The sequence below is a fragment of the Micromonospora sp. NPDC005161 genome (assembly GCF_053599855.1).
Window position 1 is genome coordinate 16273 of sequence record NZ_JBSFYQ010000013.1, and the last position, 12102, is coordinate 28374.

The window sequence follows — 12102 nt, forward strand, 5'->3', positions numbered from 1 at the left end:
AGTGCACCGGCCGCCGCCGTCGTCAGGACCGGTCAGCCGGCCAGACCGGCCACCGGGTCGGGATCCAGCACGACCGTCGCCGTGCCGGTCTGCGGCGGTACGCCCGGCTCGGTCGGCGCGTCGGTGTACTCCGCCACGAAGACTGCGGTGAGGTTGTCAGCACCGCCGTGCCCACCGTCGACGAAGGTGGCGATGGTGCCGGAGCACCCCGTCGCCGAGGAGAGCGGGTGCCCGTGCTCGTCATGGCCGAGGACGTAGGTGACCTTCACCCGGGAGCAGTCCACCGGCAGGTCATCGGTGACCTTCACCTGGTACGCGACCGTTTGCCCGAACTGGAAGGGTTGCCCGGCCAGCGGGGCGACGAACTCGACGATCGGCGCGCGCGGCCCGACCAGCAGCGGCAGGGTCGCCGCGGCGGAGCGTCCGGTGCGGTCGGTGACCTTCAGCGTGGGGGTGTACGCGCCGTTCTCCTGGAAGGTCCAGGCCGGATTCGCCTCGGTGCTGTCCACCGAGCCGTCCGCGTTGAAGTCCCACGCGTAACGCAGCGCGTCACCGTCCGGGTCGGTGGTGCCCGCGCTGGAGAAGGTCACGGTCAGCGGCGCCTGACCGGCGGTCGGGTCCGCGCTGATCTTCGGGATCGGCGTCCGGTTGCCCCGGACGAAGTCGATCCGGGACAGCTGGGCGTCCGGGTTCTCGGCGAAGTAGCCGTCGCCGTACTCCAGCACGTAGAGCGCGCCGTCCGGGCCGAACTCCATGTCCATCGGGTTGTCCACCACCAGCGACGGCACCACCGGCCGGATGTCCTTCACGTCGCCGTCGGAGTCGAGGCGGAACTCCTTGATGTAGTCCCGGGTCCACTCGTAGAACAGCGGCACACCGTCGTAGTAGGCCGGCCACCGGGTCCGCGAGGTGCTGGTTCCGTCGTAGTCGTACGCCGGGCCGCCCATCGGGCCGATGCCGCCGGTGCCCAGCTGCGGGAACTCCCCGGCGGCGGCGGACGGGTACCAGACCTGTGGCTGCTCGACCGGCGGCAGCTGCCGCTTCCCGGTGTTGTGGGGTGAGTCGTTGACCGGGCGCTTGCAGTTGAACGTCGAACCGGACTCGCCGGTGGCGAAGTCGTAGTCGCGGTACGCGATGTCCGGTGTCACGCAGTACGGCCAGCCGTAGTTCGCCGGCTTGTCGATGAGCATCCACCGGCCGTGCCCGGCGGGCCCGCGCCCCGGGTTGGACGAGGACGCGTCCGGGGAGTAGTCGCCCAGGTAGACGTCATCGGTGCGCCGGTCGACGGCGAACCGGAACGCGTTGCGCAGCCCCATCGCGTAGATCTCCGGGCGGGTCTGTGCCGTACCCGGCTTGAACAGGTTGCCGGCCGGCACCTTGTAGCCGCCGCCGGGTTGCACCCGGATGCGCAGCAGCTTGCCGCGCAGGTCGTTCGTGTTGGCCGAGGTGCGCTGGGCGTCGAACGCCGGGTTCCGGTCGGCCCGCTCGTCGATCGGGATGTAACCGTCGGAGAAGAACGGGTTCGTGTCGTCACCGGTCGACAGGTACAGGTTGCCCTTGCTGTCGAAGTCGATCTGACCGCCGACGTGGCAGCAGATGCCCCGGTCGGTGGGCACGTCGATGATCTGCTGCTCGGTGCCGAGGTTCAGCTTCATCCCGTCCAGCTTGAACCGGGACAGCCGCAGTGCCCCCCGGAACCGCTGCCAGTCCGCCTCGGTGCCGACCAGCGGCGCGTCCCCCTCGTTGACGTCGGGGGTGGCCGGGTCGTCCACCGGGGTGTTCAGCGGCGGCGAGTAGTAGAGGTAGACCCATTTGTTCTGGGCGAAGTTCGGGTCGATGGCGACCCCCTGCAGCCCCTCCTCATCGTGCTCGTACACCGGGATGTCGGCGGCGAGGGTGTTCAGCCCGGTGCGCGGGTCGTGGATGCGGACCTCGCCGGTGCGGGAGGTGTGCAGCACCCGCAGGTCGGGCAGGACGGCGAGGCTCATCGGCTCGCCCGGGAAGTCGTTCAGTGTCACCTTCTGGAAGCTGCTGTCCGGTGGCGCCGCGGCCGGCGCGGGCGCGGCGGCCGCCGGTGGCGCGGCCAGGCCGGCCGTCACCAGCAGCAGGGCGGACACGAATGCGGTCCTGTTCATCAGGTCGTCCCCCGAGGTGGTCGTCAGTACCGGAGTGAGGCGAGATAGTCGAAGCCGACCCGGGCGGTGTCCAGGGCGTCGGCGGGCGCGCGCGGCGGGGTGCCCGCGTCGTCGCGTTCCACGATGTACTCCTCGATGCCCGCCTCCCGTTCGTGGGCGAAGATCCGTCCGAAGTCGATGACGCCGTCGCCGAGGTCGGCGAAGCCACCCTCGACGTCGAGGTCCTTGACGTGCACCTGGCGGATCCGGCCGCGGTTGGCCCGGATCACGTCGACCGGGTCGTGTGCGCCCCGCCAGGTCCAGTAGAGGTCGAGTTCGAAGTGGACCAGTCGCGGGTCCGTCTGCCGGGTGAGGATGTCGAAGCCGGTCGACCCGTCGGTCAGCGGCACGAACTCCAGTTGGTGGTTGTGGTAGCCGAAGTCCAGCCCGGCGCGCTCGGCGAGCCGGCCGGCCTGGTTCAGATCCCGGGCGAGGGCACGGTAGACGGCGGGGTCCCGGATCGGGCGCCCCTCTGCGTCGCGACCGAAGTACGGGTGGACGATCTTCTTGCAGCCCAGGATGTTCGCGTCCGCGAGGGCGCGTTCCCAGGTGGCGGCGTCGAACGGCTGCGGGATGCCGGTGTGCCCGGAGGTGGACCGCAGCCCCGCCTCGTCCAGCGCGGCCCGGAACTGCGCCGCGGTACGCCCGACGAAGCCGGCGTGCTCCACTCGCCGGTAGCCGATCCGCCGCAGTGCGGTCAGGGTGCCGGGCAGGTCGGCGGCGAGTTGGTCGCGCACCGTGTAGAGCTGGATGCTGATCCGGTCCACCGGCACCCGGCGCCGACCGTGGGTATGTCCGGCCGGCGTGGCGGCGGCCGGGCCGGCGAGCAGGCCGGCGGTGCCGAGGGCGGCGGCGGAGACGGTCGCGGCGCGGAGCAGGCCCCGCCGGCTGACCGGCTCGGAGGCCGGTGCCGACTCCGGTCCGTTGGTCTGTTGATCCATGGTGGTGGTCCCTTCCTGACGGCTGGCACGCCGTCGGCGGAGGTCGACCGGCTGCCGCCTCCGGGCGCGCCGAACCGGCCGGATCGGGGATCCGGCGGGACGATGACGGACGGCGCGCGGGTGCGGCCCGGACCTGTCGGGAGCAGAACACGGCGACCCGGCGGGTGGCGGCGAGGCGATCGACGAATGGGCAACCTTCTATCTGATTCGCGACCTTACCCTTGCCTCCGGACGAAGGCAAAGCTTCGTCTCGATCAGCAGAAGTTGCGCTCCAGGCGACAAAAGCCCATCCTCGTGATGCGTCACCTGCCCTGACCTCGTCCTCCCTGCGCCGACGCCACCCCGGCGCAGTCGGGTGCCGTACGGCCGGATCCCTGCCCGTCGGGTCAGGGACGAAAGCCCGCGCAACGATGGCAGAACGTGCAAGATCGTGGTGGTCGGGGTCGGACGGGACGACCCGGGTCGGGTCGGCCGGAGTCGGTCGGTGTCGCTCAGACCGGGCCGGTCATGCCTTTGTTTCGCCAATTGGCTCAGCGCCGGAAAATGCGCCGATAAATGGGCCGCCGATTATTTCCGAATGGGATGGGCACGCCGATCGAGGCGGCGAGAATATGGCGGAGGGAAGCCGAAAATGGGGGGACTGAAACATGACGTTGAGGCGGCGATTGACGCTGTTGGCGGTAACCATCGCAGCCGTACCACTGGTTGTGGGAGGGTGCACCGCGGATCGGGACGCGTCGGGCAAGCGGCACGCCGCTCCGCCGGACCTCACGGTGACGCCGGGCGACAAGGCGCGGGAGGTGCCGGTCAGCGCCGAAGTGGGCACCGTGGTCAAGGGCGGACGGGTCACCGGTGTGCGGCTCACGGACGACAAGGGGAAGCAGATCGCGGCCGAGCCCCGTGAGGACGGCTCCGGCTGGGTGCCGAGCGCGCCGTTGCAACCGAAGCGGACGTACACCGCCGAGGTGACCGCGACCGGCGACTCGGGCGCCACGACGACCCGAACCACCACGTTCAGCACGATGGCCAAATCCACCAAACCGCAGATCACCAGCACGCTCTATTTCGTCGGCAACCGGACGTACGGCACGGCGATGCCGGTAACCGTGGCGTTCGACCCGGGAATTCCGAAAGAGGCCAGAGCAGACGTGCAGCGACGGTTGTTCGTGAAGACCAATCCGCCGCAGCCCGGTGCCTGGTCGTGGCTGGAGGACGGGACTCAGGCCTATTACCGGGCGCCCGATTTCTGGCGTCCGGGGACGACGATCAGCGTCCGGGCCGGTCTGCAGGGCCTGCCGATCGGCAAGGACCGGGTCGGCGACGCCGAGCGGACCGCGACCTCGAAGATCGGACGGCAGGTCGCGCTGGAGATCGACAACGACACCAAGCAGATGACCGTGTTGCGCGACGGCAAGCAGGTCCGCCGGATCCCGGTCAGCCTGGGCAAGGCGAGTACACCCACCTCGAGCGGCAAGATGGTGATCATGGAGAAGCACGAGCGGACCACGTTCGACACCCGGGGTGAGCCGGACGGCGGCTACGTGGTCGACGTCGATGACGCCCAGCGACTCACCTGGGGCGGCGAGTTCATCCACTCGGCCCCCTGGTCGGAGGGCGACCAGGGCAGCACCAACGTCTCGCACGGGTGCACGAACGTCGCCGCCACCGCGGCGGACTGGTTGATGGGAGTGACCCAGGTCGGTGACCTGGTCACAGTGAAGGGCACCGAGGTGCAGTTGCAGGCCGGCAACGGCTGGACGGCGTGGAACGTGAGCTGGGACGAGTTCGTCCGGGGCAGCGCCCTGCCGGTGCCGCCCGGGCTGCGGCCGGCGCCAGTGCCCCCGGCGCACCCGGGAGCGGTGGCCGGCGGGTCACCCGCACCCGCGCCCTCGGTCAGCGGCCGCTGACACACCGCCGACGGCCCCCGGGTCGGCCCGCCATTGCGGCGGGCCGACCCGGACCCGGTGCGGGAACCCCGGGGACACGTCGCCGGCGGGTGCCGGCACCGGGGACGATGCCGGCCCGGGCGTTCAGGCCAGCGGTACCCGTGCCACCCCGGGCCCGATCAGGCTGCCCAGCCAGAGCTGGTCGCCGTGCTGGCGTACCCCGGTGATCATCCAGTAGTGCCCGGTCGGGCCGTGCAGCGTCCGGCGGACCGTGCCCGCGCCGTCGACCAGCGCGACCAGCCCGTAGCGGCGCGGCTGCGGCTGCATCGCATCGGGCAGCAGGGCGGCGAGCTGGCGCAGTCGCGGGTGCGGCAGCAGCCGCTCGGCGATCGGCACCCGCGGGCTGGGCAGCGCGATCCAGTACGTTCCGTCGCCCACCGCGGAGAGATTGTCCGGATAGGCGGGCAGGTCGGCGAGCACCCGCACCCCGCCGCCCAGCTCGACGCGGAGCAGCCGGTGGGTGGTGGTCTCCACCAGCATCAGCGCCGACTCGTCGGGGGTCAGTGCGATGCCGTTGGGGAAGTACAGCCCCTCGGCCACGACCTCGGTGCGCCCGCTGGCCGGGTCGTGCGCGAGCACCCGGCCGTTGGGGCGGTGCTCCAGCAGGTCCCGCTTCCAGTGTGAGACCGGGAACCGGTCGGAGGAGTCGGTGAAGAAGATGGTGCCGTCGCGGGCCACCGTCGCGTTGTTGGCCAGGTGCACCGGGGGCGCGGTGCCGGTCAGCTCGCGTACCGCTCCGTCGGGCGTGACCCGCAGCAACCCCCGGTACGCGTCGCAGACGATCAGCGCCGCACCGGACCGGTCCAGCTCGATGCCGAGCGGCCGGCCGCCGGTCTCGGCCAGCAGGCGGGGTCGGGCGCCGGGCGGCGCGTCGGCCGGCCACCACCAGAGTCGGCCGTCCTCGTCCCCACTGATCACCCGGCCGGTCGGGTCGACCAGCACGTCCTCCGGACCGACGGCACCGTCGGGCAGGGGCAGGAGGTCGACCTGGTCGAGCCGGCGGTCGGTGGCCGCCCAGGCCCCGGTGAGCGGGGGAGGGACGGTGGCCTGCTCGCGGACGGGCCGGATGAGCCGGGGTGGCCGGGGCCGGGGGATCAGCATCGGTCCATTCTCCACCGCCGATGCCGGCCGGGCCGGCTCACCACCGCGGCGCGGCGCGGGGGAGGTCGAGCAGACGGCGTCCGGCTCCCGGTGGTCGGCGCGTGCGTCGAGCGGCGAGGCCGATGTTGCCCGTCGTGTCGGGCGCGGGGCCGGGGGGACCCCTGGCCTCCGCCGTAAGGGGGATCGGGGTGGCCTCGGGGTCTGACCCTGGACGTACCCGGAATCACTCCGTGGAGGGGCGAAACTGTCGGGGGTGGGGGCTAGATTTCTGGGCATGGGTGAGGGCAGCGACCGGTTCGACGTGCAGGTCAGCGTGGGTGATCAGGTGGTCCTGGTGCGGGTGACCGGCGAGGTCGACATCGCCACGGTGGCCGCGTTCCGCTCCGCCCTGTGGGCCGCACCGGCCCGCCCGGTGCTCCAGCTGGACCTGTCCGAGCTGCGACTGCTCTCCGCCGCGGGGGTGCGCGCGCTGCTCGCCGCGCATCTGCGGGTCCGGGCCCGTGGCGGCCAGCTGGTCCTGGTCGATCCGACCCCGGTGGTGGCCCGGGTGCTGCGCGCCACCGCCCTGCACCGGGTGATGCCGATCCTGGAGCCGGCCCGAGTGGTCGAGGCCGCGCGTCGCCCGGAGGTCGAGGCCGCGCACCTGGTGCTGGCCGCCTGACCATCGCCCTCCGCCCGGCGGCGGGGGCCGCCGGCCGAACCGGCGACCCCCTGAAGGACCGATCAGCGCACGCCGAGCAGGTCGACGACGAAGACCAGCGTCTCGCCCGGCTTGATGGCGCCGGCCGCGCCGCGGTCGCCGTACCCCAGGTGTGGCGGGATGGTGAGGCGGCGCCGGCCGCCGACGCGCATGCCGACAACGCCCTGGTCCCAGCCGGCGATGACCTGGCCGCCGCCGAGCGGGAACTCGAACGCCTCGCCCCGGTTCCAGGACGAGTCGAACTCGCCACCGGTGGAGTGCGACACGCCGACGTAGTGCACGCTGGCCAGCTGGCCCGGCTGGGCCTGCGGGCCCTCGCCCACGGTGACGTCCTCGATCACGAGGTCGGCCGGCGGCGCACCCTCGATCGGACCCACCTCGGGCTTGCCCGATCGGGCGCCTGCTGCCTGGTTCATGCGTGGAACTCCTGCCATTTGGGTGATGTGTCCGGTCACCGTCGATCCTGCCGGATCGCACCCCACCGATGTGCGGCGGACCCGCCAACGGCGTGGCGACACCCGGCGGATCCATGATCCATCGGGTGCCGGGCGGACCGCACGACTCGGCGGGCGTCACCGGTGGTGACGCCCGCCGTGGGGATGGTGCGGTGTGGATCAGCGGAGCCAGCGCATCCGCCGGACGATCGGCTGCCGCGCCCAGACCCGGCCGAGGCCCCAGGTGTCACCGGCGTTGACCAGCGCCAGCACCGCCAGCACCGCGGCGTAGATCAGGTGGTCGTCAATGAAGGGGTTGTTCTCCGGAGGCAGGACGGCGGTCCACATCAGCACCAGGAGGAGCCCGCCGGCCACGGCGGCGACCCGCATGCCGATGCCGAGCAGCAGGGCGACGCCGATCCCCGCGAGGCCGGCCATGAACAGCCAGTCCGCCCAGGCGGCCCCGGCGATCCCGGCGTAGACGTCCTTGAAGGGACCGGCGACCCCGAAGGTGAGGAAACCCTTGGTCGGGCTGCCTCCGTTGATCCAGGCGTTCTTCGACTCGGTGGCCAACCCGAGGCCGAACAGCTTGTCGACGAACGCCCAGAGGAAGATCCAGCCGAGCGCCAGCCGGATGCCGGCCAGGATGTACCGGACGGCGCTCTCGCGGGGGGTGCCCGCCGTCGGAGCGGTGGTCTCGGCGCTGATCCGCTCGATCGTCGCGGCCATGGTCTCCACGTCCCTTCTCTGCTTCGCACCGCGCTTCCCCGGTGGCATCTCCATTGGACGCCGGTCGTGCCGTCGCCGGCAGGGCCGACGGACCCGCAACCGCTCGGGACCTTCGACCCCTGCGGCGTGGCCCGGAGGCCCTGACCGCGGCGGGTGTCCGGCCGTAACGTCCGAGGTGGACGACGAGAGGGAGGCCGTGATGAGGACCTGGCAGGTGGGTGACGTGATGACCCGGGAGGTCGCGACCGTGGTGGCCGAGACCCCGTACCGGGAGATCGTGGACGTGCTGGTGCGTCACGGGGTCAGCGCGGTGCCGGTGGTCGACGGGTTCCGCCGGGTGCTGGGCGTGGTGTCCGAGGCCGACCTGCTGCACCGGATCGAGCGCGCTGGCGAGCCGGCGCAGCGGCGGGTCTTCGAGAGCCGTCGCCGACGTGACGGGATCGTCAGTCGCGCCGACCTGCTGCGGGTGCATCTGCGCTCGGACGCCGAGATCCGCGAGGACGTGGTGCAGGAGGTGCTCCGCCGGGTGCTCGCCGTGCGGGACGGCCTGGTCACCGTCGAGGTCCGCCACGGCGAGGTCACCCTGGCCGGACGGCTGGACCGCCGCTCCGCAGTCGACCTCGCCGGGCGGCTCGCCGCCCAGGTGAGCGGCGTGGTTCAGGTGACCAACACGATCGGCTACGAGGCGGACGACACCGCCTTCGATCCGGCGCAGGTGACGCCGGTCGCCTGAGCACCGTCGCCAACCCGGCTGGCGCGTGCCGACTTCGCCGGAGCGCCGCCGGGGGATCGGCCGCTCGCCTAGGCTCGGGAGCGGCCGTCCGGCGGTGCGGGCGGGCGGTGCGCAGGGTCGATGCGGGGGGCGCCGGTGGCTGAGGCGACGGTCGCGGTGCCGCTGTGGGCCTGGGCGGCAGTCGGCGCGGTGATCGCCGTGATGCTCGGGGTGGACGTGCTCATGCACCGGGACAGCCACGTCATCGAGCTGCGGGAGGCGCTGGTCTGGAGCGGCGTCTGGATCGCCGCGGGCCTGCTGTTCGGCCTGGTCGTCTGGTTCGGCCTCGGCGGCGACCCGGCGGTCGCGTACTACTCCGGCTACCTGCTGGAGAAGGCGCTCTCGGTGGACAACGTCTTCGTCTTTGCCCTGCTCTTCGGCTATTTCCGGGTGCCCCCGGGCTACCAGCACAAGGTGCTGTTCTGGGGCGTCGTGGGCGCGCTCGCGTTCCGGCTGGTCTTCATCTTCGCCGGCGCCGAGCTGCTGGACCGGCTCACCTGGGCCGGGTTCGTGCTCGGCGCCTTCCTGATCTGGACCGGCTGGCGGCTGGCGGTGCGGGGGGAGCCGGACGTCGACCCGGAGCGCAATCCGGTGGTCCGGCTGTTCCGGCGGGTGGTCCCCACCGACCCTCGGTACCACGGCGACCGGTTCACCGCCCGGGTCGACGGCCGGCGGATGGCGACCGTCCTGCTGGTGACACTCGTCGCCATCGAGGCCACCGACGTGGTCTTCGCCATCGACTCGGTGGCGGCGATCCTGGCGATCACCACGAACACCTTCCTGGTCTGGACGGCCACCGCGTTCGCCGTGCTCGGGCTGCGCAGCCTCTACTTCTGCCTCGCCGGCCTGCTGCGCCACTTCGGTTACCTGCGCTACGGGCTGGCGCTGCTGCTCGCCTTCGCGGGGCTGAAGCTGATCCTGGCCGAGACGCCGGTGGGCAAGCTGCCGGTCTGGCTGACCCTCGCGGTGGTGGTGCTGACCCTCGCGGTCTCCATCGTGGCCAGCCTCATCGCCGCCCGGCGCGCCCGCACCACCGGCTGACCCCGCTCGACCTCAGCCGCTCAGCACCGGACGGGACAGCTGGTCGGCCAGCAGCGCGGGCGCCTCGGCGAGGGACGGGCCGTACCAGGTGAGGTGTCGTCCGGAGAGCAGAGCGCACGGTACGCCGGGAAAGGCCTCCGGCCCGTCGCCGGCGGTGAACCGGTACGGCTCGTCGGGCAGCACCACCAGCTCGGGCCGCTGGTCGCGCAGTTCGGCCAGACTCGGACGGGGATAACGCTCGGCGTGCTGGTCGTACGCGTTGACCACGCCGAGCCGGTGCAGCACGTCGCCGGCGAACGTGTCGCCGCCGAGCACCACCCACGGCCGGCGCCAGACCGGCACCACCGCCCGGGGGGCCGGTTTCAGGCGGGGCGGCTCGGCCCACGCCCGTCGGGCCGCCCGAAGCCAGGCCGGCTCCGCCGGCGCGCCCAGCTCGGCCAGCAGCTCGGCCAGCTCGGTCAACGCACCCGGGACGGTACGCGGATAGGTGATCCGCACCGGCACGTCGGCGGCCCGCAGCGCCTCCGCGTCGTCCCGGCGGTTCTCCTCCACGTTCAGCAGCACCAGGTCCGGCCGCAGCGCGCGGACCCGTTCCAGGTCCGGGTACTTGGTGCCGCCGACCCGGGCGACGTCCAGCCCGGCCGGGTGGCTGCACCAGTCGGTGGCCCCGACCAGCGCACCGGGCAGGGTCAGCGCCACCGCCTCGGTCAGTGACGGCACCAGCGACACCACCCGCACCCGCGCACCTCCGTCGGTCATCCGGTACCGATCATGCCGGCCGGGCTGGTGCGGCGCGGGTCAGGGTCGTCCGGGCTCGATCCGGGCGGTCACGTCGAGGTGCGCCGGTTGGCAGCCGGCGGTGGTCGCGAACCGGCGGACCGCCGCGCGGACGTGCTCGCGTGCACCGGCGGTCGGGGTGTCGGCCGTCAGGTCCACCCGGATCCACACGTCGGGTCGCGGCGGCGCGCCGGTGAGCACCACCCGGGCACGGCGTACTCCCGGGGCGCCGGTCAGGTCGCGTTCCAGTGCGTGGACGAGGACGTCGGCGGCCAGTCGGGTGCGACCCGGGCGCCGCCCGGGGTGAGTCAGCGTGCCCCGCACCGAGGAGCCGGGTCGGCGCAGCTCCCAGGCCAGCAGCTGGTGACCGGTCAGGGCGAGCAGCGCCCCGGCGACCGCCGCGGCCAGGGTGGTCCACGGCGTGGCCAGCCGCCACCGGCTCAGGAGACCGGCACCGAGCAGCGCCGCGCCGGGGTCCGGGCCGGGCAGCACACCGAACGCGCCGGGCAGCACACCGAAGCTGACCGCCAGCGCCGCTGAGCCGCCCGCCACCAGCAGCAGCGCGACGATGGTCCACAGCAGTCGGTGCGCGGCGTCCGTCATACCGGCCGCCCGCGGGGGAGCAGCCGGACCTCGATCCGGCCGGCGCGTGGCGCGGCGAGGCGGTGCAGCTCCTGGTGCACCGCGAACTCCACCTCGGCACGGGCCGCCGGGTCGCCGGTGGCGCGTACCCGGGGCCGCCACTCGGCGCCGCGTCGGCGGACCCGGACCCGGGCCCGGCGTACGCCCGGCACGGTGCCCGCCGCGTCGGCCAGCCGGCGTTCCACACAGCGGCGGTGCAGGTACCAGCCGTCCCGCTCGTCGACGCGCAGACGGACCGGCGCCCAGCGTCGCAACTGGGCGGCCAGGACGGCCAGGCCGAGCAGCACGGCCCCGCCGGCCACCGCGCGGACGCCCGGGTCGCGCCAGCGGGTGCTGGTCAGCGTCTCGTACCAGCCGGTCCCCGTGCCCAGCGGCGCCGGGCGATCCAGGGCCACCAGGAGCGCCTGCGCGGCCAGCAGTGTGCCGCCGGCCAGCAGCGCGACGGCAAGCAGCAGCGAGGCGACCCGGTTGCCGGTCCGCATGTCAGCCACCAGCCGTCCACCCGGTCCGGGGACCGTCGACGCCGGGGACGAGCAGGTCGTCCACCGTGACGGTCACCGCCGCCACGGTGAGCCCGGTGTCGGCCGCCACCCGGTCGGCGACGGCTACCCGGACCGCCTCGGCGACGGCGGGGACGCTGTGCCCGTACCAGGTGACCAGGTGCAGGTCGAGGCTCACGGACCGCTCGTCCACGCGGACCGTGGCCGGGTGGGCGCCGGACACGCCAGGGACCCGGCCGGCGGCGTCGGCGGCGATCCGTGCGACGTCCGCCGATCCGGCGGTGCCGTGTTCCCGCCGGCCCGCGCCGTTACCGGCGAGGACGCCGAACTGTTGTCGCGACATGC

The 12102-nt window shown here is 73.1% G+C and carries 13 protein-coding genes; 4 read left to right on the forward strand and 9 right to left on the reverse strand.

Annotated features, from left to right (window positions below; all coding sequences use genetic code 11):
* Positions 1-32: 32 nt before the first annotated feature.
* Both ACWD5O_RS14835 and ACWD5O_RS14840 read right to left on the reverse strand, forming a co-directional pair.
* A complete protein-coding gene (locus tag ACWD5O_RS14835) occupies positions 33-2135 on the reverse strand; it encodes a PQQ-dependent sugar dehydrogenase (protein WP_450085607.1) in 2103 nt (700 codons plus the stop codon).
* Between the two features lie 23 nt (positions 2136-2158).
* A complete protein-coding gene (locus tag ACWD5O_RS14840) occupies positions 2159-3115 on the reverse strand; it encodes a sugar phosphate isomerase/epimerase family protein (RefSeq protein WP_450085608.1) in 957 nt (318 codons plus the stop codon).
* A gap of 647 nt (positions 3116-3762) precedes the next feature.
* Between ACWD5O_RS14840 and ACWD5O_RS14845 the strand changes: the two genes are divergently transcribed.
* Complete coding sequence (locus ACWD5O_RS14845; protein WP_450085609.1) at positions 3763-5022, forward strand: Ig-like domain-containing protein; 1260 nt, start codon at positions 3763-3765, stop codon at positions 5020-5022.
* Between the two features lie 123 nt (positions 5023-5145).
* Here ACWD5O_RS14845 and ACWD5O_RS14850 read toward each other — a convergent pair whose 3' ends face one another.
* Entirely contained in the window at positions 5146-6162 is a 1017-nt protein-coding gene (locus ACWD5O_RS14850) for an SMP-30/gluconolactonase/LRE family protein (protein ID WP_450085610.1), read from the reverse strand.
* Positions 6163-6436: 274 nt separating this feature from the next.
* Between ACWD5O_RS14850 and ACWD5O_RS14855 the strand changes: the two genes are divergently transcribed.
* Positions 6437-6823, forward strand: coding sequence for an STAS domain-containing protein (locus ACWD5O_RS14855; RefSeq protein ID WP_354962229.1), 387 nt, complete (start codon positions 6437-6439; stop codon positions 6821-6823).
* A gap of 62 nt (positions 6824-6885) precedes the next feature.
* Here the strand turns inward: ACWD5O_RS14855 and ACWD5O_RS14860 are convergent, their stop codons facing one another.
* Positions 6886-7278 carry an FKBP-type peptidyl-prolyl cis-trans isomerase gene (locus tag ACWD5O_RS14860; protein WP_354962228.1) on the reverse strand — a complete coding sequence of 131 codons (393 nt, stop codon included), beginning with the start codon at positions 7276-7278 and terminating at the stop codon, positions 6886-6888.
* Positions 7279-7476: 198 nt separating this feature from the next.
* Entirely contained in the window at positions 7477-8034 is a 558-nt protein-coding gene (locus ACWD5O_RS14865) for a hypothetical protein (RefSeq protein WP_354962227.1), read from the reverse strand.
* Between the two features lie 190 nt (positions 8035-8224).
* Between ACWD5O_RS14865 and ACWD5O_RS14870 the strand changes: the two genes are divergently transcribed.
* Complete coding sequence (locus tag ACWD5O_RS14870) at positions 8225-8758, forward strand: CBS domain-containing protein (protein WP_354962226.1); 534 nt, start codon at positions 8225-8227, stop codon at positions 8756-8758.
* 120 nt (positions 8759-8878) lie between these two features.
* A complete protein-coding gene (locus ACWD5O_RS14875) occupies positions 8879-9838 on the forward strand; it encodes a TerC family protein (RefSeq protein ID WP_450085611.1) in 960 nt (319 codons plus the stop codon).
* Between the two features lie 12 nt (positions 9839-9850).
* Here ACWD5O_RS14875 and ACWD5O_RS14880 read toward each other — a convergent pair whose 3' ends face one another.
* From ACWD5O_RS14880 to ACWD5O_RS14895, 4 genes are read right to left on the reverse strand one after another with little or no spacing between them, the layout of a single operon-like run.
* Positions 9851-10576, reverse strand: coding sequence for a helical backbone metal receptor (locus ACWD5O_RS14880; protein WP_450085708.1), 726 nt, complete (start codon positions 10574-10576; stop codon positions 9851-9853).
* Between the two features lie 60 nt (positions 10577-10636).
* On the reverse strand, positions 10637-11218 hold the full coding sequence (locus ACWD5O_RS14885; RefSeq protein WP_450085612.1) for a hypothetical protein: 582 nt from the start codon (positions 11216-11218) through the stop codon (positions 10637-10639).
* Entirely contained in the window at positions 11215-11739 is a 525-nt protein-coding gene (locus ACWD5O_RS14890) for a DUF6286 domain-containing protein (protein WP_450085709.1), read from the reverse strand. The genes ACWD5O_RS14885 and ACWD5O_RS14890 overlap by 4 nt, the downstream gene beginning before the upstream one ends.
* 1 nt (position 11740) lies before the next feature.
* Positions 11741-12100, reverse strand: a complete 360-nt coding sequence (locus tag ACWD5O_RS14895; protein WP_354962221.1) for an Asp23/Gls24 family envelope stress response protein — start codon at positions 12098-12100, stop codon at positions 11741-11743.
* Positions 12101-12102: the final 2 nt, after the last annotated feature.

Coding starts and splice junctions, on each gene's coding strand:
- ACWD5O_RS14835 (WP_450085607.1), bottom strand. CDS start 2,135: ATGAACAGGACCGCATTCGTGTCCGCCCTGCTGCTGGTGACGGCCGGC.
- ACWD5O_RS14840 (WP_450085608.1), bottom strand. CDS start 3,115: ATGGATCAACAGACCAACGGACCGGAGTCGGCACCGGCCTCCGAGCCG.
- ACWD5O_RS14845 (WP_450085609.1), top strand. CDS start 3,763: ATGACGTTGAGGCGGCGATTGACGCTGTTGGCGGTAACCATCGCAGCC.
- ACWD5O_RS14850 (WP_450085610.1), bottom strand. CDS start 6,162: ATGCTGATCCCCCGGCCCCGGCCACCCCGGCTCATCCGGCCCGTCCGC.
- ACWD5O_RS14855 (WP_354962229.1), top strand. CDS start 6,437: ATGGGTGAGGGCAGCGACCGGTTCGACGTGCAGGTCAGCGTGGGTGAT.
- ACWD5O_RS14860 (WP_354962228.1), bottom strand. CDS start 7,278: ATGAACCAGGCAGCAGGCGCCCGATCGGGCAAGCCCGAGGTGGGTCCG.
- ACWD5O_RS14870 (WP_354962226.1), top strand. CDS start 8,225: ATGAGGACCTGGCAGGTGGGTGACGTGATGACCCGGGAGGTCGCGACC.
- ACWD5O_RS14875 (WP_450085611.1), top strand. CDS start 8,879: ATGCGGGGGGCGCCGGTGGCTGAGGCGACGGTCGCGGTGCCGCTGTGG.
- ACWD5O_RS14885 (WP_450085612.1), bottom strand. CDS start 11,218: ATGACGGACGCCGCGCACCGACTGCTGTGGACCATCGTCGCGCTGCTG.
- ACWD5O_RS14890 (WP_450085709.1), bottom strand. CDS start 11,739: ATGCGGACCGGCAACCGGGTCGCCTCGCTGCTGCTTGCCGTCGCGCTG.
- ACWD5O_RS14895 (WP_354962221.1), bottom strand. CDS start 12,100: ATGTCGCGACAACAGTTCGGCGTCCTCGCCGGTAACGGCGCGGGCCGG.